This is a genomic window from Bacillus cereus group sp. Bc010, from assembly GCF_027716745.1.
Taxonomy (GTDB): domain Bacteria; phylum Bacillota; class Bacilli; order Bacillales; family Bacillaceae_G; genus Bacillus_A; species Bacillus_A pacificus.
Genome location: NZ_JAQFUY010000050.1, coordinates 1 through 21647, shown reverse-complemented (window position 1 = coordinate 21647; position 21647 = coordinate 1). Strand labels below are relative to the sequence as shown.

Here is a 21647-nt window from a genome sequence, read left to right as displayed (position 1 = left end):
CCCAAACAACGATTTAGCCGTTCATAATGGGGAATTTCATTTCGTTGAAATTGGGGAAATTTGAATCGTTGTTGACAATAAAAAGAATTATCTAGAATACGAAAAATTATTCACTAATATTGCTCCATATTTTAATACAAAAGACAGGAATGACTCTACGGATATCGGTTATTTAGCAATGTTTATTGATGAAATTAGCAGAGCTTTAAATATGAAATTTAATATAGATCAAAGCGTAGATGAGTTTGTGTGCGATTATATTATTCAATCTATTAAAAAATCAGTTTAGTATTCCATTGTTTAACGTGGGGGGCAAAGTGTTGGCAGCACCCCGTTTTGAGAAGACTTCTTATAGAATAAACAACTAGATTAGTGTTATTTGAACTGCTAGACAAGGAGCAACAGAAGGGAGTAATTTGAGAAAGAAGAAGTAATACAATTTGCATTATATATGCGAGAAAAGAGAGAGAAATCATCATTACATTAATGAAAAGGAGTGTACGAATTGGGATATTTCAACCCTGAATTAATGAAAAATAATCTAGACCAGGAAGAAGCAATACAAATTTTAAAAAACTATCTAAAGAGATTAGCAGAAACATATGAAGATAAAGAGTATGCAGCAGAAGTTATTGAACGTATTTACAATGAGGATACTACTTGCGAAGATATTGACTTTATTTTAGAGTGTAAAAAGCTAACATAGGTGTATTATTTCCAAAAAAGAGATGTCTATAATAATATTTTGCGTTAATACCATTGAAGAATCAAAAGAAGAAACGGGAAAGATTGACTGGTTCGCAGCTGACATCGATAAAAATTGCCAAATATAAGTTGTAGTAAATGTATTCATCTAGAAACGTAAAAAAAGACACTATAGAAAGTGTCTTTTTTACGTTGACATACTATGAAAGAAAATGTAGTGATTAATCATAAATTGTTGGATGCTTCTTGGTTAAATCTAGTATAACATTAAAATAAGTATTTATACATGTAAATTTACATATATTATGTTTTTATCAAATTAGTAAATTCATTTCAAATATAATTAGGAAAATTAAATTTTTCTATATTTAAAACTAAGTTAGTCTAAAAAGGGTTTGATATTCATATCAAACCCTTTTTACTATATGTAATTATTTCACTGCATCTTTTAATTCTTTTCCAGCCTTAAAAGCAGGCGCTTTTGAAGCAGCGATTTGCATTTCTTCACCTGTTTGTGGGTTACGTCCTGTACGTGCAGATCTTTCACGTACTTCAAATGTACCAAATCCAAGAATCTGAACTTTCTCCTCATTTGCTAGCGCCGTTGTAATTGTATCTAATACAGCTTGTGTTGCTGCAGCTGCATCTTTTTGTGTAAGTTCTGCTTTTTCTGCTACTACTCTTGTTAATTCAGTCTTATTCATTTTCTACACCTCGTTATATGTAATTAGGTGACCATTATAACGTGCCTATACTTTTGATGCAATTAGTACCATACCCATAGATTGTTTCCTAGTAGTCTAGATAAAACAATGTTATTCCTTCTTTAGACTATTTAAAATATAATCTGTGAGTTCACTACTATTAAGCCCTTTTTGCTCTTTTAATTCGTTCATTTCACTAATGAAAGCATTAGTAGAATTGGATTGAAAGAGTAATAACAGTGAAACTGCCTGGTCTAATAGTCTTGTTTTAGGTATATTTGTATCTTCTTTAAGTTTTTCCAATCTTTCATTCAAATCATTGGCTAATGTTGTAGATAATTGTTTTCTATTCACTACTTTATAATGTTTCTTTTTAGTCATATTAAACACCCTTTAATTTTTTCATATTTATATAATAGCATTACTATTGAGTTTCTATCAATTTAATTAAACAACAATAAACTTCATGAAGTTTATTGTTGTTTAATCCCTACATTCATTATATAATTAATATATAAAGTTTTATTTATTGATTATGAACTATAATTAAACGAAAGGGGGGTACCACGATGGGACTTTTAACTCTTATCATATCAATCTTTATCTTTTCTATAGTTACCCTAGCAACGATTATTGTTCTTTGGCTAAAAACTAAGCAGCTTTATGCTCCAGACATAATTAGATTAACTGGAGCAATTATTTGTTTAATTAGTTCGGGAATTTTACTTATGTTTAAAGATAAATTTGAACCTACTTATAATAATTTGACGGTAACAATTGGTCATTACACAGGGATCTCATTGAATATAACAATTTTATGCTTGTTAGGATTCTTCTTGCTGCTTGCTCTTTTTAAAGCGAATAGACTATGAATATAAATTATTTAATAATGGGGGATTTAAATGAATAATTTCAATGATTTGATTAATTTATTTTGGTCTTGTTTATGGATAGTGGGTTGTGTATCTATATTACTAATTACTTTGATATTAATGAAACGGATGATTGTTGGAAAAACAACATATAGAGGGTATTCTAGTAGTAATAAGAAGGCGATGGGTGTTGCTTTGTTTTCATCTATTACAAGCAATAATGATGATGGAAAAGATTAAAGAAATTAATTCTATTTAAAATTCTTGTTTTTTCTACTTACAGTTTTCCAGTTGTTGAATCAAATTATGTCGTTGTTTTGAGCGAATACAATAATTATGGGAGGGGAACGTATTATGCAAACACTAGCAATACTAGCAATTTCAATCGTTATAATTGCTGGCGCAATGTTAGTATTCGGTATAAATAACGATTTGAGTTCTATACGCGAAAATCCTTTACCTACAGTATTTATAATAGTGATGATATCTATTCTTTCCATATCGATATATAACTCTGGTAAAGAAGTGGATCATAATCTTGCAGTACTTGCATTAAACTTGAGAGACCTTGAACAAAAGCAAATAGATGATAAAACAAGGCTATTAGAAACAGAACTGGGAACGACTAGAGATAATTTATTAGTCGAAGATTATGAGGATTATTCGAAAGTAACCAGTGAAAAAGGGGTATTTAAAGTTATCTTTACACGTGATATGGAACATAATATGATAATCGAAAAAATTACTCCAATTTTAACGCATTAATATAGTAGATTTCTTCAGTTATTTACTTTTAAAAGTAAATAACTTATACAATATAGTCTATTATTAATTAAATAAATGAAATGAAAGGACAAAATAAAATGACCACAAAGCGACCAGTGATATTATCAACTTTAATTTGTGGATTAATTTTAGGGAGCGTTATTGGAGGTAGCATGCCCTTAAATAAGTTCACTATACCATTAGTTTGTATAAGTCCACTTGTACTAGCTATATCTTTTAAGCTTAAAGATATAGGCGAATGCAATTGGAAAGGACAAGCATTAATAATACTTCTTTCAACAACAGTATTAATGCTCTCATACTGTTTTATATCCTTTTCTGGTGAATTTTATGACTATATTCTAAATCTACTCATGGAAAGGATTAATCAATAATAGCAGCATGTGATTTTTCTAAAGAAAAATCACATTTGAGCCGAATTTAATTACAAATATAGGGGGATTTAACTTGAATATCAGTGAATTAATTCCATTTTTCGGAAAAAACTATGTAGAAATAGCTATCTATTGTTTTATATTTTTAATAATTGGAGGCACGCTTGCTTGGAAAGGTAACGTATAACTATAGACCTACCGTGAAAATGTAATGTTTATACTCAACGCTAAAAAAAAGCTTAGTTAACTAATTAAAAGGAGCTTTTACATGTTAGAGACTCTTGAAATGAGAAAAAAGCAACACGAAATAAAAATAAAAAAATATAAAAAAATTCAAAAGTACTACAATCCATTTTTGTGGACAATCTCAGTTATCTATTTTCTCTATTTCATGATCATTGATAATTCTCTTTCAGTACATCTATTACTTTCCTTCGTTATTGGCTTGATTCTTTGGAGTATAGGTCTAGCTATTAATTTAAAACTCGTGAACGAATTAAAAGGAAAGGGAAAAATCTTAAATATAGAAACAATAAACGAAATGAAAAATAACAAATATATGAGTCCAGGAAGAAAAGAACGCTATATCACAGATTATAATGCAACGAAAGATGGATTAGAAAAGATAATGATTTATGCTAACTTTATGTTAGAAGCTAAAGAGAGAGAAAACGAAATAAAAGATGATAATAGTAATTTAGATATGTAATTGTAGCGAGAGGAGCATAAAATTATGTCAATTGAACAGTATATTAATCTTCGTAAAAGAGGAAAAGAAATTGAGGAGATTCAAAAACAATCACTTTTAAGTGAAGCTACACTTTTAACTTTAGAACTAGGCTATAAATGTTATGAAAAAAACATTTCGTTGGATAAAGCAATTAATCTTATCGATAAAATTGTAGTATTAAATGCAAATGATACCCAAAATACATCATTTAGTACGTCTGTCCATATGTGATAGATAGATCCGAAGGAGAAAGAGCAAATGCCTAAAGAAGAAATGAAAATGAGTATAGATGAAATAAAAAATGCCATATTGAATCCAGATTTAATCAAATGTTTGCATGGTGTTAACATATCTAATCAATGGGGAGCAATAAATGGTAGACAATTGTTATTAGATGTATATAGATTATGTGAGAAACATGAAGATTTATTAAAAGAACTGAACGATTTAAAAAACAAATAAAAGGGTGGTAAAGCATGAAATCAACAGGTGTTACACGTAAAATAGATGAATTAGGACGTATTGTTCTACCGAAAGAATTGAGAAGAACATTAGGAATCGCAGAAAAAGATCCTATAGAAATATTTGTAGAAGGTGAAAAGATAATACTACAAAAATACAAGTCATATGATGCTTGTACAATAACTGGTGATATTTCAGAAAAAAACATGTCATTAGCTAATGGACAAATTGTTCTTAGTCCTGAAGGGGCTGAACTTTTAATTAAAGAAATTCAGCAACACTTAGTAAAGTAAGATTATTTTATACAGTTATAAACCATATTAAAAGTATTTCACGATACAATTTAAGAGAGAGGAATACTATAAAAATGAAAAAATTAACTTTCCTTAAATTAACCTTACTAGTTCTATATGTAATGGTTGGACTGAACATATTATTAAAAGCTGACGTTGAAACTCTTATGCAAATAGCTGAAGAACAAGCTGTCATACTCCAAAGAATAATCCTGATATTTGTCTTTATTGGAACTCTATTAACATCTCTTTACTATATCACTCTTCAAAAAGAACAAGCAGATGAGAGGAAAAAAGCAAAATCGTTATTTGCTATGTATATAGTTGTTACAATTATGGCACTGTTTTCTAGTGACATAGCTAATTACATTAAAGATTTTATCTAACACAATATGTATTTTAGAAAAAAGGACCCTTTGAATTAATCAAAAGTCCTTTTTATCATTTAGAAGCGAAATTTGATTTGAAATGTATTCATTCATTATTGATTGGTGATAGTTAATCCAAGCTTCAATAGTCTTATCGGAATCTCTAGCAAACTTTTTCGCGTATTTATGTACAGTTTTATTTGTCTCTTTAAAGCCATATAGGTTAATACCACCGGTGATTTCGCCGATGAAATTAAATTCTTTGTGTTCACCAGGATAATAATTAAAGGCAATTTGATGGATTGTAGTGTCAACTACGTACCCTTCATAGAGAAGATAAGAATGAAGTCCGAATACACCGTTTTGATACATATTTTTAAGTATATGTTGATCGTGGAATTCATGGTGATAATAGCCTTGCATAAAGGATAATTTATTCTTGGATATTTCATTTGACGCCAATAACAAATAGTGAAGTAAAACACTTGCGTAAATACATAATCCGCCGTTTTTGTTATGTTTTAAAACTTCTTTCCAGGCGGTATCATCTTTTTTAAGAAAAGATGATACTAGGTTGTGATCTTCATATAAAGCAGCGTGAGTCAATTTTGTTAGATATAGAATCGGTTTTATAGTCTGTGCTGTGAAGAGATCCCCCGGTGCCCTTTGACTTTGATAGTGAGTAGGTTTTTGTCTTTTGTAATCATAACTTGTAAGCCATTCTTTTTTTAATACGGAAGAAATGTTTTTAATAGCTGTATTATGCGGATCTTGAGACTTGCTTATTTTCAAGGATATATCCATAAGAATCCTCCATTTGAATTTGTAATTTCACATTTCGTAGTTTTAGAGATTGATATTTATATTATATGACGACTACAAAATTGTTACCAGAAGATATCTTGGTGGGGAGGTAATCTCCAACCAAAAAAATCATAGGAAAATATATGTTTATTTTAAAGGTAACATATGAATATAATCTATGCATCAGACAAAAAGAAATCCTGTTGGATCTTTTGGGGATGAGTGAAGTGGAGAAAATAACACAATACATCTTCATTTAGTTTTACTAGTTCTTTCCTACTGTATTCTTCTATGTTAGTAGATGCTAAGGGGATGAAAATGGTAAACTTAAATAAGTAATTGTATATTGTGAAGGCGGTCGAGTTGCTATCCTTTCCCTTATTCAAAGAGAAGGCGGAATTTAGTAGGTAAATTAGAAGGAGCTAAATATCTTATTAAATAAAAAGCGGCGAGAAAGGATGGGGAATTGAGATGAATAAAGTTGGTTTGTTATTAAAAGTAATCGTTACAATAGGTTTTTGGCTATATTTCTTTCCTGTAATACTTAACCCTAATAATGTTCCTTTTAGATTTCTTTTGAATACTTTCCCAGATGATATTGGAGGAACAGTTTTTAATTTCATGATTTTTTCTATTGGATATGTAGTTTATTTTTCCTTCGTCGTATTCATGGCACATAAGATAATTTGGTCTGAAACACCTAAATTAAAGAAAATACCAACAAGTAACAATGAATAAAAAATACATTCAGGCATTCAAATATGCTAGTTAACCTTTAGTTTTTATATAACTTGGATATTCGTATTTGTTGGGAATAATTTTGTCTATTTTATCGACATAATTTCACCTACCACGTTTAAATTATTCATTAGTGATTGACACAATAATCTCTAGAATGCTACGTTTTTAATATTAAAGTAATAAAGGGTTTATTATTTAGATGCTACATATATGAGAATAGATGCTGAAATACGTTTAGAGAATGAAAAACTCTCTTCTGATATTCTATAAAATTCCATATACAGATAATTTAATTATATAAACCATACATGTAGAGAGGAAGAAAGTAAGATGTTTAAAAAGGTTACATCGGTTGTTGCTTCTGTTTTATGTACTAGTTTTCTATTAACTGCTTGTAGTGGAGAGAAAGAGACTAAAAATACAGCAAAGGCAACTAACAAGAATGAAACAAAACAATCCATTAATTTACCGTATATAGCGGAGATTCCAACAATGGATGTAACAAAGGCAACTGATAGTGAATCAATGAATGTAATGCGTAATGTTTTTGAAGGTCTGTACACACTAGGAGAAGATAATAAATTGATTCCTGGAGTGGCACAATCTTATGACGTAAGTGAGGATAAAAAAACGTACACGTTTCATTTGAGAGAATCGAAATGGTCAAACGGAACACCTGTAACAGCTGCTGACTTCGCGTTTTCTTAGAAACGTGCTGTGAATCCCGATACAGCAGCAGAATATGCTTTTCTATTCTTTGATATAAAGAATGCAAAGAGAATTAATAGTAAAGAGCTACCTGTAGATCAGTTAGGGGTAAAAGCAATAGATGATAAAACATTAGAGGTGCAATTAGAGCAGCCTGTCCCTTATTTTATCGAATTGACAACGTTCGCAACGTTTTTACCCATTAACGAAAGGTATTTTGAATCACAAGGAAAGCAGTATGGCTTAGAAGCAAGCAAATTGGTTTATAACGGAGCGTTTACATTGGATAATTGGAAGCATGAACAAGGTTTTCAGTTGAAAAAGAATCCTAACTATTGGGATTCTAAAACAGTGAAATTAGATGCGATTAACTTTGATATTGTGAAAGATAAATCAACAGAAATAAATCTATATGAATCAGGTCAGCTTGACCGTGTAGGACTAACAGGTGAGTTTGTAGATAAATATAGAAAGAATCCCGACTTCAAAGAACGTTCTGAAGTTACAGTGCAATTCCTACGTATGAATCAAAAGAATGAAGTATTAAAAAATAAAAATGCTCGCTTGGCAATCAGTCAAGCAATGAATAAGAAAGCCTTTGTAGATACAGTTTTGAATAATGGTTCTCTTCCTGCAGACGGTTTTATACCAGTCGATTTTGCTAAAAGTTCGGACGGAAAAGACTTCCGAAAGGAAAATGGAAAATTAGTAAAAGATGATGTGAAAGCAGCGAAGGAAATCTGGAAGAAAGCAAAGCAAGAACTTGGGAAAGAACAGGTAACATTAGAATTGCTTACAAGTGATAATGTGTTTGCTAAAAAGAATGCGGAGTACTTAAAAGGTGAATTAGAAAAGAATTTAGAGGGATTAACGGTCAATGTGAAGCCGCAGCCACGCAAACAACAAATTCAATTGCTACTAAATAGTAATTATGATTTAGGTGTTGATGTATGGGCTCCCGATATTCCTGATCCAATCACATTTTTAGATATATTCGCGACAGATAGTAGCTATAACTTTGATAAGTATTCAAATCAGGCATATGATGAACTAATTCATCAAGTGAAAACAGATTTAGCTGGTAATGAAACTGCTCGTTGGGAGGCAATGAAACAAGCAGAAAAAATATTATTAGAAGATGGAGCGGTCGCACCATTTTATCAATCAGGCAGATCATACTTACAGCGTTCCTCTATTAACGGAATTGTAACAAACGACTTTGGTGGAGAATTTAACTATAAGTTTGCTGAAATTAAAAAATAAGTAAAAAAAGGAGTCGAACATCTTCGACTCCTTTTAGTTTGCCATTTGATACACTTATGCATAATTGCATATGCAGTTATCCTGTTATAACGACTACAAATAACACATTTTTTGATATGCTTATGGTAAAATACCATATACTAACATTAGGTTGGAATAATATAATAAGAGATATTGCAGCATTCTTTTTTAGATTTAGAAGGGGAAATAATATGAACGAAATGCTTAAGAAAGAAGATAAAACTTTGGAACAAACATTGAAGAAATTCTTGGATAGAATTATTGATGAAATTGATTTCCAAAGAAAAAATCAAGAAGATATTGCTAAAATAGTTGGTATTTCTCCTGGAACTCTTTCTAAAAATTTAACTGGAAAAAACCAATTTGGATTTTGGAATTTAATCAAGTTACTTAATATATTATATCCGAGTGATTTTCATAAACAGAGAAAGATGTTACACACTTTCTGTTCTGTCACAACAAGTAAGAAAAACTTGAGGATTGCCATGGAATATGCGAATGCAAAAGGTGACTTATCACTTCTCAAGTTATTGGTAGATCGAGAGAGAAAATCTTCACTCGCAATGAATAGAGAGTGGGCTTATGTATATGAAATGGTATTACTTAGAAGTAACGGGACGATTAAAAAGCAGGAATTGTTATCCAGGCTTGAAGACCATAAGGGGAGTAAGATAATTAAGACAATCGAGATGAAGGTCTTATGTGGTATATTAACTTACTACACTATGTATGATTTAGAAAAATAGAATTCTCTGTTCGAGTATGCCGAGATGTTGCTTCCAGATATTAATGCAATTACCGATAGTTTTATTAAGTCATCTTATTTAGGTAGGATTAAAGAAGGATTAGCGTATGCCTATTTAGTACAAGATAACCTTGAAATGTCTAGGAAATTATGTAAGGAAATTTTAGCGATAGATGATCCTAAAAATTGTTTCCACCTTTTAAGAGCATCAGCACTTGCTTATATAGCAGAATCATATACCTTTGATTGTTATGATAGTGCATCTTGGTATATGAAGAAGGCACTAAAGCAGTTAGGACCATGTAATTTTGAAAGGGAAAAACAAAGAAAGCAATCAATTCTTAACACCTATGCTTTTATTAAGTTAGTGAATAAGCAAGAATTGGAGAATATTGATATATATCATTCTGCAGAAAAATCTTTTTTAGAAATTATTAGAGGGAATCACAAGAAAGCAGTTGAAATCCTGAGTGATTTAGAAAAGAAAAATGGTATGCTCACACCGATGCAATATTGCTATTTAGGGATAGCAAAGAATGATATTTCTTTAATTGAAAAGTCAATTATGCTACTAGAGTGCGCTGGGAATCGCTTCTATTGTAGATTCCCTAAAAAAATAGTGGTAGAATTTAATGGAAATGGTATAATGTACGAAGGTGGTGCTATATGAAGAAAATATTATTTATATTAACAAGTATCGTTTTAGCGGCAGGAATTGTTTACACCGCTGCTGGTAGTAAAGAGCAACCAAACAAATTAGTGAAAAAAGATTCAGAACAATTATTAGCTAGAATGGCTGATCCTGGAAGTGGAATGGGTTGAGCCTTAAATAATTCGAATGCGATTGTCTCAGTAGAGGCAATCGCATTTGTTGTTTTTAGGGATATTTCCTAAATATCGATTTTGAAATTCGTGAAATGTATGTGAAGAATTCACAAACTGAAAACGAGAACCGAATTGAATTGAAATTTTAACTCCTAAAATCGACACATCGAATCGAGAATCTTCCTATTATATATACTTACTAAAATAATGAATTTCCGATATCTATTGTGGCCAAGTTTTGACGTCTTGTACGTTCTCTTAAATAACGTTCCGTCGTCATAATAGACTCATGTCCTAAATAGTCCCTAATTTTTTTTAATTCAATACCCTTTTCCATTAAGTAATTAGCCATGAAGTGCCTACAAGTGTGAGGAGTAATTCTATCCTGTCGATAGCGCAGAAAAGTTAAATTTGTTTCTTCAATTTTTTTTGCCACAAGAGAAGATAGATAGTCTGCTCTATAATTTGATCCATCAGCTTTAGGGAGAAAAGCGGAGGTATTCGATGCATCTAGTTTTGTTGTTTGTTTACGTAAACTTCGAACATGGCATAAAGCATCCAATGTATCTTCAAAGATACGAACTTCCCTACTTTTATTCCCTTTACCAACTACACGAAGTAGATAGGCATTTAAAGATGAATGAAAGACCAAATTTGCCCATTTAGCAGTTGCGATTTCTTCGATTCGTAGTCCTGTTGTAGTTAACAGGAAAAATGCAGTGTAAACAAAATAGTTGGATTTTTTCAGTTCATCTAATATCTGGGTAACTTCTTCTGGATAAAGGTCACGATTGACTAGCTCTTCTTTTTTTACGGATACTTTTTTAAGGCGACTACTAAAGTTGTCTGAGAGTCCGTTATTATCATACACATATTTTAAAAACTGCTGAACTACTGTTTTCTTTTTACGTAATGTAGTGGCAGCATATTTCTTACTTAATTCATAGAAGTAGATTTCCATGTCATTATGGGATAACTCCTGGATGGTTCCGATTGCTTCTTTTATGTAGCGAAGAAAATGAGAAAGATCGTGCAGATACTGTTGTTTTGTTCGCTCACTTCTATTTTTCGTTAAAGAAGGCTCATCGTGTAAAAATAAATAAACTAATGATTCTTCACTTAATTGGGAGTAGTCAATATTACGGATACCCAAACCCATAATTTTTTCAAAATGACTGCTATCAAAAAAATCTGATTTTGATTTTACAATTTGGTTATTATGTTCGTAATTTATAATATTCAAATTTAAACACAACCTTTTATAGAATGAAATATTAAACAAATATTTTTATATAAAATTTTATAGTTCTAATTATACCACAATAAATGCATTATTTATTGTGGTATAAAATGAAATGTTTAAATAAATATTTTCGAATTAAAATTTAACGTTTCTGTCTAGGTAATGTATAATAGAAATGTTTAATTGATTTTTTTTGTACATTTCAATCCAAATGCGGTAGGAGGAGATTTTTTTTGACTAGTCTTCGTCTGAAAATTTTACAAGAAATCCATAATTTAGAAGATACCCATTGTTCAATTTGCCCTCTGAACAACCTATCAGTGAATTGTACAGATGAGCAAGAACAGGCAAAACAGAGAAACTACAAACATTGTAAAGGTTGTCCCATTTTCGATTCCATCCGAGAGAAAGGAGAGCAATTGAATTCTTTATCGAAAAAGAGTACATTTAATAAAGTACGAGAACGTTATATGGAGAATCCATTTAAGTATCTGCAGTATAAGGAGTACTCAATTACAGATGTAGTAAAAGAAACAGGTTTAACAAAGTATCAACTAAGAAAATTTAAACAACAGCTAGAATGAAAGTTTCGGACGAGGTGAGAAATGGACTATTTATCTTTAGAAGAGGTATGCGATAGGGTAGGTTTAACAAAAAATCAATTAGGCTATTTAATTAAATATAAACAGATCGAACCTATCAATCTGGCTACCTGGAAAGCAGATGGCGGATATCGCTTTGAGAAAAAAGATGTAAAAAAGTTAGAGGAATTATACAAAGACTCTTTAACATTAAAAGAAGCAGCTGAATTTCTAAATAAGTCTAAGACTTACGTTCATAATGCCGCTAAAGATGGGATATTGCCCTTTAAAGAGATTGCTAAAGGGAAATCTACTGAACGATTGTACTTAAAAAAGGATTTGGAAGTTTTCAAAGGAAAAATTGAAAACCGATCAAAAAAGGAATCGAAAGAAAAAAAGCAGCATTTAAGTCTCTATCTTGATGAAAAGGTAGTAGAAGCAATAAAGAAAAAGGCTGCGAAGAAAGGGTATAATGGCTACAAGAAGTTTGCTGAAGACATTTTATCTGCAGAAGTAAAAGAAGACATAGAAGAATAGAAATCCCAGAGAGAATAGATCCCTAAAAAACGAAAAAACGTTATAAGGGGTCTATTTTTGTTTCTAAGAAGTTTTTTATCTTTCAAGTGTAATTGCATTATCTGAAGTTTTAAAAATGATTACAGATGATTTTGAGAGGTCGTTTTTCGGGGACATCACTGAAAAAATCACTACAATTACAAAAAAAAGGGTTAATATATATAAATTAGAAAATAGAGGAAGAGACAATGAATAATTACAAGTGCGCTTTATTTAAAATGAGAAATGTGTGAAAAGAAAGATGTGAGATATAAGAGATAATGATACCAGGATTATAAATATAAAGATTTCATCTGAAACTTAGTAGGCAAATGAGTAAGTTAGAGGATTAGGCAGAGATACATTGCGGAACACATCAAAAAAATATACAACTTTTATTTGAAATTTATATTCTCAAAAAATAGCATATAAAACTAAGGACAATTATGAAAAATCAAAGAAATACAGTATACATATTTAAATTATAGTAAACTAATTTCTTGTAAAACTCATTAACTCAAAGATTATATACAGACTAAAATTGGACAGATTTTCTATTTTAGAGTGTTGAAGTATGGTAAAATAGAAGTATAACTGTATATCGTGTGAAGGTGGGCTTGTTATTATCCCTTCTTTCCATTTGGAAGGAAAGGGGGTGATATAACATGGAATTTTTATTTGAACTTTTAAAAGAAATTGCAAGAGCAGTTGTGCGTGAAGTTTCAGCATACGCACTGAAAAAGCAATTCGAAAAAAAAGACAACAAAAAACCCGCGCTTCACCGACCAAAGTACAAGCGAGGGTCTAAAAGAAAAAGATAATGCATAATAACGGCCACCTTGACAGTAGCAGTTATGAGACGGGATGTTGACAGCATCTCGTCTTTTTTAGTTTATGCAATTCAGTTAAGTACTATACTTTATATATACTGAATATGCATTCAATATATAACTAATCTAAAGTAAACATACCATATTTTTATTTTTTGGTCAACGTTTGGAAATATGAGGGGCTAAATTTAGAGGTTTATACAGTGATTCCTAATGTAAATGATATAAAGAATAAAAGTAGTTTTATAGTGAAGGGTTTGCTTGTTTTCAAAACAAGCAAACCCTCTTGATAGATAGTCTTTTATATATTTTACAGCAAACAATTTATCGATATCTTTGTGCAAATTGCTCGCTATAGGAATCAACTAATTTAGTACGTCCAGAATCAGAATAAACCTTAATATTGTATTTAACATAAACATTGTATGCATCTTGATCCTGCCATTTTTGTACAGTCCACCAATAGTTTTTACCCTTAGGAAGAGAAAGACCGCCTACTACATACCCTGCTACACCAGAAGCAAAAGCATTGCCAATTTTCGCTATAACTCCAGCACCTAAACCTGCTATAGCTGCGTTAACCATAAAACGATATGAGGCATTATAAAATACATTGTTTCCATAAGTTGTCGTTACATATTTCCAGTTGAATGTACCAGCTGTTGGGTGAACATATTGAATTTGATCTGAATCTTTAGGTGTTATTGGATTCAATGGAGCTTGTCCATTTAGGAATAAAGAGTCTAAATCTTGTTGAGGTAATGAACTAATATCAATTGCTCTATTTTCTTTTGATACATCCTGGTTGTAAGAAACTGTAGGTGAATTTCCTTCCTTGTTCTCTGCTGCTTGCGTTGTTGAACTAAATGCAAACCCTGAGCTTAGTAATAAAACCAATGAACTTCCAGCCAATAATGTTTTTTTCATAATAATCCCCTTTCATTTGCATAAAAAATTTTATACAATATATTATACAGTCATTATCTGAAAAGTAATTATTTTCTAAAAATAGGAGGTAGGAGTCAATATGTTTAGTAAGATTACTTCAAAAAATGAACGTATTTATGTGATTTTTGTAGTTGCACTGTCTATAGGGTTGTTTAGCATATCTCGTACAGTTTGGTGGTTGTATGGAATGGTGTTTTTGTTATTTTTATCTGCTTTTATATTTAGAGACAGACCTACAAAAAAGGAAGTAATGATAAATCTTGTTGGCTTTGTAGCATTATGTTTCATTTTCTGGATAGGAGAATACATCATAAATTTGTAAAATACTAACAATGATTCTTGTTAAATACGATTATAACAAATTATTAGATAAATGGAATATTTTACTAACAATTTTAATATAGTGCTAGTTTAGAAAAATCGATTATTTTAGGGGTTTATGCCGTTTTTTTTATTTAGAAATTTTGAGATAACTAAGATTCTTTGACAGTAATGAAAGAAATAAGTCTAAACAAAATATAAAACAAAGCATATTTATAACAGAAACAGCCCAAATTTCTCATTAGGAATTAGGGTTGTTTTTATGATGGGATATCGTTTCACTTTTAGGAATGGATATTTTCAAATGATAACCATTAATGAAATAATGATATGGTATAATTTTCTTAATATATAAGAAAAGAAGGGATGGAATGAGCACGCAAATAAAGGTAACACCGGAACAATTAGAACAAGCTGCTAAAACAGTAAGAAATACGAGATCATCATTAGAATATATACATAAAGATTTATACTCTCAAACTGAATATATAGCTTCTCAGTGGAGCGGAGCAAGCAGTCAACGTTTTTATCAGATGTTTAATGAAGCAAAGCCAATGATGTTTAACATCTTGCAAGAATTAGATAAAATCGCAGTAGAATTAGAACGTGCAGCTGTTAAATTCCGAAAAGCGGATGAATTGTATGGAGGAAATTTAGTTGACTCTGATATTCAAGAAGGAGCCATGTGTGGAAAACTCCCTCCAAAATCAGAAGAGTCATTTTTCAATGAAAAAGATTTAAATGCTGCGTGGACTGGTATTTCTACTGGGTTTGTAGATGGTGCAGTGGATGCGTGGGAAGGACTGATATCCTTAGGTGATAAAGAAACCTGGTTGAATATGCGAGACGCAATTGTAAACTATAGGGAGACTATTCCTGCTGCATGGAACACTGTATCAGATACATTTATGAATAAATTTTGGAATGGGGATCTGGAAAGTAGAGAGCATTATCTGGCTTATGGTATAGCAACGTTAGGACTCGGGCTTCTGGGTGATAAAGGTCTTAGTAAAGCAGGACAAGTTGGGAAGGTAGCTGCTATTACAGGGCTGACTAAAGGGAAATCTCTTATAACTAATTCCCCGGCATACAGAAATGCATTACATATATTAAATAATTATGAATTTAAGGGTGGTAATCATCTCTCATATGCAGGTGTCGGTAGTACACAACAATATTTACAGAAAGCAGCTACGTATACTTATGAAGGCGCGAATGGTCCAAAAACAATTCGTTTGCGAAAAGGAGACTTAGCAGGAGACAAGCACCCAGTTACAGGAATTCCATACGATGCTGACGGATTTCCTATTTTTGAATCAAAAGGGGAGGTACTATTAAAAGAGGCAGATTTCAAAAAGTCTAGAACAACACAGTCTAGAAAGTGTAGTAAAGCATTATATGAACAAATAATGGAAAATCCTGAATTAGCCTTAAAATTCACAGAGGAAGAAATTCAATTATTTAAAATAGGGAAAACGCCAGAGCATTATACATGGCATCATCATCAAGATGCTGGGAGAATGCAACTTGTAGATTATCAGACTCATCATGATACCGGTCATACAGGTGGATATAAAATTTGGGGGAAAGATAGCGATAAATAGGGAGGTACTTAGTCATGAATCACATTACATGGATCAATACAAATGAGAACAAAATAACAAATGACCAAATTAAACAATTAGAACAATACTTTAATATTAAATTTCCTAATGATTTTATAGAGTGTGTACAAAAGTATGATGGTGGATATCCTACGCCAGATACCTTTAATATTCCAAATCAAGATGAAAATTCACTCAATAATCTTTTAACCCTAGATTCTAATAAAAAATACTCCATTCTAGAAACATATAATAATACGAAAGATAGATTACCTCATAAAATTTATCCTTTTGCTAGAGATCCATTCGGTAATCTTTTATGCTTCGATTACCGAAATACGAGTGATTCACCATCAATCGTATTCTGGGATCATGAGGAAGAAGACATAAAGGAAGCAATATATCCTATTTGCTCAACATTTACAGAATTACTTGCTAGTTTACGTGATTTTGAAGAAGAAGATTGAGGGAATAAAAAAACGGTCTAGAATTCTTATAGACCGTTTTTTTATGATTTACTAATTTTCCAACCATCATCCGTTTTCTCTAGTTCAATTACGATTACTTTTTTAGGATTATCTTTATATACAGCATCAACAGTTACTGTAGCAATTTCATTTTTCTCTTCAACTTTTCGGATTTTATAGCTTTTAAGATCCTTGCTAACTGATTTCATTAGGTCTGCATTTCCGCCCACAAAAGCAACGATTTTCTTCGCTTCAGGAGTGAATAACTCGCCAAAATCTTTGACATTTCCTTCTTTTGCATCTTCGAAATACGCTGTAGCAACTTCTTCAGGGTTACGATTATTTCCACATGCTGCAAGTGCTGAAATTGATACTATCATTACCAGCGTTAACATGATCATACGCACAAATTTGTTTTTCATTCAAACCACTCCTTATATATAACGTAATTTCAACTCTTATAAAGAGCTAAATCACTTGTATAAGTATATAATAATTAAAACCGTAAAACTATATATATTTAAATATAATTTTTATGATGTTACTATTATTATTAAAAAGATGAGCAGCAGGGGAATCTACCTATTACTATAATATTGATTTCCGTTATATACATTAGTATAATAATGAAGTCAGCGTTATAGGGGTATAACAGACGACATTCATTTTTAAAATCATAAAATCGGATTCACTTATATGAAAGATAAAAGCTCTCCCATTCACAGGAGGGCTTTTATCTTTTTTGAACTATACGCATATTCATAAAAATTAGAGTTAAGGCTTTCTTTATATAGATTACTTTTGTGAAAACTTACCAAAAAATTTACAGTAAATCCATACAAAACACATATATCGTATATATAATATATTTGTAGATACTAACATTAAGAAAAAACGTTAAATGTAATTTTAGCGTGTACTATTTATCCATTTACATTGTAGTAAAAATTAAATGACTTAAGTAGAAGAGAGGATGATTAACAATGGGACAAGTGTTTATTGATGAAAAAGGACCACAAGAAACAATCAGAATTCCAAATACATACCGTGACGATAGAAGAATAAATCTAGGTGATGATTTAATGCGTTCTTATGTAGCCGATGTACTTTATATTCCAGAAGATTCCCTAGAAAATGTTAACAAAAAATACCTGGAACTGGTTGAAAACTATAGAAGCGGACAAAAAAATAAAGTTGAGAAAGAGCTAAAAGGAATTGATATTCTAAAAGGCAATTTCAATTTCGGCGTTGCAAGTATGAAAGAAGTAAATAGTAGTTTTTATTTAAATTTATTTAACATGCTACTAGATGCAAATGTCTCTAACTTACTATTTTCAGTAAATAAAATGTCGATGGTTATTGATGCTAGACTTACACAGTGGATTCTCCAACTGGAAGCAAAAAGATTTATCGACTCTGCTATTTTGTTTAAATACAGTCTCACAAAATATTGTGAATTAGAAGCATCTGAAGAGGTTATTAGAAATCTTTTTGATCCAGAAAAAACAATCAATGAAATACTATACTCTATTCAAAAAGATTTGAAAGAATTTGTGGCAAAACATAAGAATATTGCTAGAATGAGGAACCAAATAGCATATTACAAAAAAATGATAAAGGACATTGGGAATGGGAAGAAATTAGCTAATGATGTGGTATTTGAAAAAGTATCATTTGACTGGGAAAAGGTAAGCTCTGATGTTGATTTATGGTTAAGTGAGAATAAGTTACACGGTATATGGGAACCTGAGCAATCTACACTAATTCTTGATCAGGGAATACCTTCTAAGCCATTTGAGAATATTGGGTTTGGCAATATAATGGAAGAGAAGGATTCTAAAGAATTTGTTGGATTACAATTAGCAGATATGCTAGTGGTGATAACAGGAAGCTACATTTCTAAACTTGCATCTGCAGTTCGTTATGATAAATCAGAACCAGAAAAAACTAAGCACCTTGGTGCAGAATGGTTTGTACTAAAGGAGCATCAATTTGACCTAATATCGAAAATGACAGAGTTCCTTTTTGGAAATGATCATGTTTACAGTGTCATAGGAGATACTTATTTTGATGAAACTCACTTGTTTGAGATGTATTGTAGGTATATAAGTTCCTTTAGTAATTATGACAATTATGATAAAAAGAAGACTGAATTACATGTTAAAGATATGTTTATTTATCTTGCAGCTGCTACAAACGAAAAATGGGAATTAGGAGTACAAAACGAGCTTTTCGCAAGGAATATGTATGGAGATTATATGACTGGAATTAATGAGGGAGTAATACGGAAATTGTAAACTCTCGTAAAATGGATAATAAACCTGCCAGTAACTTAATGTTTCAATAGCAAAAAAGAACTTATAACCTTTATGTATTATGGTTTCTAAGTTCTTTTTTTGTTCTAAGGTAATTAAAATTCATTAGTATCCATTCTTATATAAAAGGTTCTTAATAGAATCTCAATACAAAAAAAGCTAGAATATAACAACCAGTCACACATGATTGACTAAAGACTTTTGTTTTACATAATAACCAATCTTTTTTTATGGCCATATAACGTCTAATTACCAATGCAAGCTGAAAAATAGAAGCAAGGCAACACATAAATAACAAAAACTCGATTAAAACTCTCATCATTGCACTCCTCCTTAGTAACTAAAAAAAGCAGGGTAGCTATGATTCCTGCAATATAAATAATAACACATATCCTTAAACTTTTTAATATATAAACATTAAAATAGTTAAATATAGATTCGGAAATTTATAATATCTACGTAATTCTAAAATTAGTAATAAACGGAAAACAACATAAAGTTTGCAATAAGCAAAGGAGCTTGGCAACTTAATTAGTTATGGTTTATGTAAAGTATTAATTCAAGTCTAATCTAATCTTACCTGTATACTTAATGACTTAAATATTATTACCTAATAATACTTTATTATTTTGTCCCGTCTAATAAATAGGCTACATTCAGACCATTACAAATTAAAACTTCATACAAACCACACATTAACTACACTACTAACACAAATTGATATTGTATAATTTAGTTATTATAATTCACAAAGAACATTCAAATATAATGATATTAGGTATTACAGAAGTTATATGACATTAGAAGAGAAGAGAACAAATAAGGGGAGAAGATACTATGACAAGTTTTGCGAATCAACACGTAGAAAATACGATTTTAGAAGAGGATGTAGAGCTTTTAAAGGTTATGGCACACCCAATGCGCTTAAAACTGATCAGTGAGCTTTCTAAACATAAAACACTAAATGTAACCCAAATGACCGAAATTTTAAACATTCCACAATCAACAGTTTCCCAACATTTATCTAAAATGAAAGGGAAGGTTATAAGAGGTAATCGTCAAGGATTAGAAATTTACTATAGCATTGAAAACCAAAAAGCCAAAGAAATTATGGGGTTATTAGGACCGTTACAATAAAATATTAGGACTACAATTTAAAAGTAAATTATTTAGAAAGCAAAACCCTCCTGATAATGGAGGGTTTTTATTTGTTAATTCATTAAAAAATAATCTCTTTATTCTAATGATATCAATAACTAAAATATGTCATAATGAACCTGTAAAAGAAAATGCCCCATCAACACTAATACGCCGCTGGAAGGGATATAGATGATAAAAAAAGTTATGATGATACAGCAAATAAAGTATACACATTGGGCTTATTTAAAAGAGGCACTAACGAATTTTTGGAATTACCGTTAATATACAAAAATGAAGAAAATTACAAATCGTTTCACTTACCATTAGCAGATCTGAATAAGATTTTATACAAAAAACTTTGTGAGTTCCTGGAAATTGATTATAATAAAAACGGTCCTTTTAAACCACTATATTTTTTCAAGGCTCTACATAACGCTATTCCAACAAAAGCTAATATTCTGCTTAAGGATAGATTGGCTTGTTCATATTCATATCCTACCAGTAAAGATAATGAACAAGACAAAATATATTTTCGCAGTTTCCTTAATAATGATTTAAATGGAAAAAAACGGAGTTTAGAAAATAAAGCGAAAACGGAAAAACTTTTACCCGATGCTCATAAGCTTATTGGTACAAAGAATATTTCCGTATGCTTCACGCGTACACCAAAAGATGAGCGAAAAGAAAAAGAAGAAATAAAGACTAAATTTAACAAACTCTAATCTCAAATATAACCCAAAAGAGCCTGGCACAAATGTCGGGTTCTTTATATATACCTACTACACACCCAATCACTAGTAGCTATAGACTAGCATATCTATCTTGTTTATTTTTTATATACTATATATTTAAACTTGTTACAGAGTAGAAAAGTAACCTACATTTAAACCTACACGTACCCATAAGATCACATGGATTTGCTTCTGTAATGTACAAAGACATGAATCTCTAAACTAAAATCTCATGAACAATCGTTGGAAAATAGTCCTTATCATAAACTTTGTAGGTACTTTCTTGTCTTAATAACGGGACATGAAAGTCTAAACTTTTTGTACTTAGGACAAGAAACTCTAAACTACTTAGCCAGCAATAATGCAATAAGAAGAAAGTTAATTTTCTCCTTATTGCATTATTACTATTAAAAAAGAACTTATAGGGGTCCCGTCACATGCCCATCAACTTAAGAACGAAAACAAAATGAACTTTCGTTCAAACAAACTAAAAAACACGTAATGTACTTTT

Annotated in this window: 25 protein-coding genes and 3 pseudogenes; 22 read left to right on the top strand and 6 right to left on the bottom strand. The window is 30.8% G+C overall.

Going from position 1 to position 21647, the window contains the following annotated elements; all coding sequences use genetic code 11:
* Positions 1-505 precede the first annotated feature (505 nt).
* Complete coding sequence (locus PDQ68_RS26815) at positions 506-706, top strand: hypothetical protein (protein WP_000540345.1); 201 nt, start codon at positions 506-508, stop codon at positions 704-706.
* Positions 707-1136: 430 nt separating this feature from the next.
* Here the strand turns inward: PDQ68_RS26815 and PDQ68_RS26810 are convergent, their stop codons facing one another.
* Positions 1137-1409: an HU family DNA-binding protein gene (locus PDQ68_RS26810; protein ID WP_001043958.1), complete on the bottom strand. Its 273-nt coding sequence runs from the start codon at positions 1407-1409 to the stop codon at positions 1137-1139.
* A 111-nt stretch (positions 1410-1520) separates the two neighbouring features.
* On the bottom strand, positions 1521-1790 hold the full coding sequence (locus PDQ68_RS26805) for a ribbon-helix-helix domain-containing protein (protein WP_000162599.1): 270 nt from the start codon (positions 1788-1790) through the stop codon (positions 1521-1523).
* Positions 1791-1978: 188 nt separating this feature from the next.
* On the opposite strand from PDQ68_RS26805, the gene PDQ68_RS26800 reads away from it, so the two are divergent.
* From PDQ68_RS26800 to PDQ68_RS26765, 8 genes are all read left to right on the top strand, one after another.
* Positions 1979-2281 (top strand): hypothetical protein, encoded by a 303-nt coding sequence (locus PDQ68_RS26800; RefSeq protein WP_000523775.1) that lies wholly within the window; start codon positions 1979-1981, stop codon positions 2279-2281.
* Positions 2282-2311: 30 nt separating this feature from the next.
* On the top strand, positions 2312-2521 hold the full coding sequence (locus PDQ68_RS26795) for a hypothetical protein (protein ID WP_001058761.1): 210 nt from the start codon (positions 2312-2314) through the stop codon (positions 2519-2521).
* A 114-nt stretch (positions 2522-2635) separates the two neighbouring features.
* A complete protein-coding gene (locus PDQ68_RS26790) occupies positions 2636-3046 on the top strand; it encodes a hypothetical protein (protein ID WP_001193818.1) in 411 nt (136 codons plus the stop codon).
* A 663-nt stretch (positions 3047-3709) separates the two neighbouring features.
* On the top strand, positions 3710-4150 hold the full coding sequence (locus PDQ68_RS26785; protein ID WP_000894492.1) for a hypothetical protein: 441 nt from the start codon (positions 3710-3712) through the stop codon (positions 4148-4150).
* Between the two features lie 24 nt (positions 4151-4174).
* Positions 4175-4402: a hypothetical protein gene (locus PDQ68_RS26780; RefSeq protein ID WP_000021286.1), complete on the top strand. Its 228-nt coding sequence runs from the start codon at positions 4175-4177 to the stop codon at positions 4400-4402.
* 27 nt (positions 4403-4429) lie between these two features.
* Positions 4430-4633, top strand: coding sequence for a hypothetical protein (locus PDQ68_RS26775; RefSeq protein ID WP_001123650.1), 204 nt, complete (start codon positions 4430-4432; stop codon positions 4631-4633).
* A gap of 14 nt (positions 4634-4647) precedes the next feature.
* Positions 4648-4926 carry an AbrB/MazE/SpoVT family DNA-binding domain-containing protein gene (locus PDQ68_RS26770; protein WP_000843050.1) on the top strand — a complete coding sequence of 93 codons (279 nt, stop codon included), beginning with the start codon at positions 4648-4650 and terminating at the stop codon, positions 4924-4926.
* A 74-nt stretch (positions 4927-5000) separates the two neighbouring features.
* Positions 5001-5312, top strand: a complete 312-nt coding sequence (locus tag PDQ68_RS26765) for a hypothetical protein (protein ID WP_000736945.1) — start codon at positions 5001-5003, stop codon at positions 5310-5312.
* A gap of 39 nt (positions 5313-5351) precedes the next feature.
* Here the strand turns inward: PDQ68_RS26765 and PDQ68_RS26760 are convergent, their stop codons facing one another.
* A complete protein-coding gene (locus tag PDQ68_RS26760) occupies positions 5352-6098 on the bottom strand; it encodes a hypothetical protein (protein ID WP_000355315.1) in 747 nt (248 codons plus the stop codon).
* Between the two features lie 471 nt (positions 6099-6569).
* On the opposite strand from PDQ68_RS26760, the gene PDQ68_RS26755 reads away from it, so the two are divergent.
* From PDQ68_RS26755 to PDQ68_RS26740, 4 genes and pseudogenes are all read left to right on the top strand, one after another.
* The gene (locus PDQ68_RS26755; protein WP_001045035.1) at positions 6570-6836 is read left to right on the top strand and encodes a hypothetical protein; all 267 of its coding nucleotides are present in this window, start codon (positions 6570-6572) and stop codon (positions 6834-6836) included.
* A 333-nt stretch (positions 6837-7169) separates the two neighbouring features.
* Positions 7170-8810 (top strand): annotated as a pseudogene (locus PDQ68_RS26750) (peptide ABC transporter substrate-binding protein).
* Between the two features lie 212 nt (positions 8811-9022).
* Positions 9023-10246, top strand: a pseudogene (locus tag PDQ68_RS26745) (AimR family lysis-lysogeny pheromone receptor).
* Positions 10243-10398 (top strand): hypothetical protein, encoded by a 156-nt coding sequence (locus tag PDQ68_RS26740; RefSeq protein WP_000721800.1) that lies wholly within the window; start codon positions 10243-10245, stop codon positions 10396-10398. The pseudogene PDQ68_RS26745 and the gene PDQ68_RS26740 overlap by 4 nt, the downstream one beginning before the upstream one ends.
* 202 nt (positions 10399-10600) lie before the next feature.
* Here the strand turns inward: PDQ68_RS26740 and PDQ68_RS26735 are convergent, their stop codons facing one another.
* A complete protein-coding gene (locus tag PDQ68_RS26735; RefSeq protein ID WP_001021536.1) occupies positions 10601-11644 on the bottom strand; it encodes a tyrosine-type recombinase/integrase in 1044 nt (347 codons plus the stop codon).
* 233 nt (positions 11645-11877) lie between these two features.
* On the opposite strand from PDQ68_RS26735, the gene PDQ68_RS26730 reads away from it, so the two are divergent.
* The 3 genes from PDQ68_RS26730 to PDQ68_RS26720 all read left to right on the top strand — a co-directional run bounded on the left by PDQ68_RS26730 (position 11878) and on the right by PDQ68_RS26720 (position 13601).
* Entirely contained in the window at positions 11878-12228 is a 351-nt protein-coding gene (locus PDQ68_RS26730) for a zinc-finger domain-containing protein (protein ID WP_000202840.1), read from the top strand.
* A gap of 21 nt (positions 12229-12249) precedes the next feature.
* Positions 12250-12762, top strand: a complete 513-nt coding sequence (locus PDQ68_RS26725) for a helix-turn-helix domain-containing protein (RefSeq protein ID WP_000386112.1) — start codon at positions 12250-12252, stop codon at positions 12760-12762.
* A gap of 683 nt (positions 12763-13445) precedes the next feature.
* Positions 13446-13601, top strand: a complete 156-nt coding sequence (locus tag PDQ68_RS26720) for a hypothetical protein (RefSeq protein ID WP_000394773.1) — start codon at positions 13446-13448, stop codon at positions 13599-13601.
* A gap of 333 nt (positions 13602-13934) precedes the next feature.
* On the opposite strand, the gene PDQ68_RS26715 is transcribed toward PDQ68_RS26720, so the two are convergent.
* Positions 13935-14537, bottom strand: a complete 603-nt coding sequence (locus PDQ68_RS26715) for a hypothetical protein (RefSeq protein ID WP_000751950.1) — start codon at positions 14535-14537, stop codon at positions 13935-13937.
* Positions 14538-14637: 100 nt separating this feature from the next.
* On the opposite strand from PDQ68_RS26715, the gene PDQ68_RS26710 reads away from it, so the two are divergent.
* The 3 genes from PDQ68_RS26710 to PDQ68_RS26700 all read left to right on the top strand — a co-directional run bounded on the left by PDQ68_RS26710 (position 14638) and on the right by PDQ68_RS26700 (position 16950).
* Positions 14638-14880, top strand: a complete 243-nt coding sequence (locus tag PDQ68_RS26710) for a hypothetical protein (protein ID WP_000491739.1) — start codon at positions 14638-14640, stop codon at positions 14878-14880.
* A gap of 370 nt (positions 14881-15250) precedes the next feature.
* The gene (locus PDQ68_RS26705) at positions 15251-16483 is read left to right on the top strand and encodes a WXG100 family type VII secretion target (RefSeq protein WP_000107160.1); all 1233 of its coding nucleotides are present in this window, start codon (positions 15251-15253) and stop codon (positions 16481-16483) included.
* Positions 16484-16497: 14 nt separating this feature from the next.
* Complete coding sequence (locus PDQ68_RS26700; protein WP_001015690.1) at positions 16498-16950, top strand: SMI1/KNR4 family protein; 453 nt, start codon at positions 16498-16500, stop codon at positions 16948-16950.
* A 41-nt stretch (positions 16951-16991) separates the two neighbouring features.
* On the opposite strand, the gene PDQ68_RS26695 is transcribed toward PDQ68_RS26700, so the two are convergent.
* The gene (locus tag PDQ68_RS26695) at positions 16992-17372 is read right to left on the bottom strand and encodes a DUF4878 domain-containing protein (RefSeq protein WP_000790845.1); all 381 of its coding nucleotides are present in this window, start codon (positions 17370-17372) and stop codon (positions 16992-16994) included.
* 561 nt (positions 17373-17933) lie between these two features.
* On the opposite strand from PDQ68_RS26695, the gene PDQ68_RS26690 reads away from it, so the two are divergent.
* The 3 genes and pseudogenes from PDQ68_RS26690 to PDQ68_RS26680 form a co-directional block, all read left to right on the top strand.
* Positions 17934-19247 carry a hypothetical protein gene (locus PDQ68_RS26690; protein WP_000531859.1) on the top strand — a complete coding sequence of 438 codons (1314 nt, stop codon included), beginning with the start codon at positions 17934-17936 and terminating at the stop codon, positions 19245-19247.
* 855 nt (positions 19248-20102) lie between these two features.
* Positions 20103-20402, top strand: coding sequence for a transcriptional repressor PagR (gene pagR / locus PDQ68_RS26685; protein WP_000200275.1), 300 nt, complete (start codon positions 20103-20105; stop codon positions 20400-20402).
* Positions 20403-20584: 182 nt separating this feature from the next.
* Positions 20585-21127, top strand: a pseudogene (locus tag PDQ68_RS26680) (DUF6037 family protein); the annotation flags it as partial.
* Positions 21128-21647: the final 520 nt, after the last annotated feature.

Coding starts and splice junctions, on each gene's coding strand:
- PDQ68_RS26810 (WP_001043958.1), bottom strand. CDS start 1,409: ATGAATAAGACTGAATTAACAAGAGTAGTAGCAGAAAAAGCAGAACTT.
- PDQ68_RS26805 (WP_000162599.1), bottom strand. CDS start 1,790: ATGACTAAAAAGAAACATTATAAAGTAGTGAATAGAAAACAATTATCT.
- PDQ68_RS26800 (WP_000523775.1), top strand. CDS start 1,979: ATGGGACTTTTAACTCTTATCATATCAATCTTTATCTTTTCTATAGTT.
- PDQ68_RS26795 (WP_001058761.1), top strand. CDS start 2,312: ATGAATAATTTCAATGATTTGATTAATTTATTTTGGTCTTGTTTATGG.
- PDQ68_RS26790 (WP_001193818.1), top strand. CDS start 2,636: ATGCAAACACTAGCAATACTAGCAATTTCAATCGTTATAATTGCTGGC.
- PDQ68_RS26785 (WP_000894492.1), top strand. CDS start 3,710: ATGTTAGAGACTCTTGAAATGAGAAAAAAGCAACACGAAATAAAAATA.
- PDQ68_RS26780 (WP_000021286.1), top strand. CDS start 4,175: ATGTCAATTGAACAGTATATTAATCTTCGTAAAAGAGGAAAAGAAATT.
- PDQ68_RS26775 (WP_001123650.1), top strand. CDS start 4,430: ATGCCTAAAGAAGAAATGAAAATGAGTATAGATGAAATAAAAAATGCC.
- PDQ68_RS26770 (WP_000843050.1), top strand. CDS start 4,648: ATGAAATCAACAGGTGTTACACGTAAAATAGATGAATTAGGACGTATT.
- PDQ68_RS26765 (WP_000736945.1), top strand. CDS start 5,001: ATGAAAAAATTAACTTTCCTTAAATTAACCTTACTAGTTCTATATGTA.
- PDQ68_RS26760 (WP_000355315.1), bottom strand. CDS start 6,098: ATGGATATATCCTTGAAAATAAGCAAGTCTCAAGATCCGCATAATACA.
- PDQ68_RS26755 (WP_001045035.1), top strand. CDS start 6,570: ATGAATAAAGTTGGTTTGTTATTAAAAGTAATCGTTACAATAGGTTTT.
- PDQ68_RS26740 (WP_000721800.1), top strand. CDS start 10,243: ATGAAGAAAATATTATTTATATTAACAAGTATCGTTTTAGCGGCAGGA.
- PDQ68_RS26725 (WP_000386112.1), top strand. CDS start 12,250: ATGGACTATTTATCTTTAGAAGAGGTATGCGATAGGGTAGGTTTAACA.
- PDQ68_RS26720 (WP_000394773.1), top strand. CDS start 13,446: ATGGAATTTTTATTTGAACTTTTAAAAGAAATTGCAAGAGCAGTTGTG.
- PDQ68_RS26715 (WP_000751950.1), bottom strand. CDS start 14,537: ATGAAAAAAACATTATTGGCTGGAAGTTCATTGGTTTTATTACTAAGC.
- PDQ68_RS26710 (WP_000491739.1), top strand. CDS start 14,638: ATGTTTAGTAAGATTACTTCAAAAAATGAACGTATTTATGTGATTTTT.
- PDQ68_RS26705 (WP_000107160.1), top strand. CDS start 15,251: ATGAGCACGCAAATAAAGGTAACACCGGAACAATTAGAACAAGCTGCT.
- PDQ68_RS26700 (WP_001015690.1), top strand. CDS start 16,498: ATGAATCACATTACATGGATCAATACAAATGAGAACAAAATAACAAAT.
- PDQ68_RS26695 (WP_000790845.1), bottom strand. CDS start 17,372: ATGAAAAACAAATTTGTGCGTATGATCATGTTAACGCTGGTAATGATA.
- PDQ68_RS26690 (WP_000531859.1), top strand. CDS start 17,934: ATGGGACAAGTGTTTATTGATGAAAAAGGACCACAAGAAACAATCAGA.
- pagR (WP_000200275.1), top strand. CDS start 20,103: ATGACAAGTTTTGCGAATCAACACGTAGAAAATACGATTTTAGAAGAG.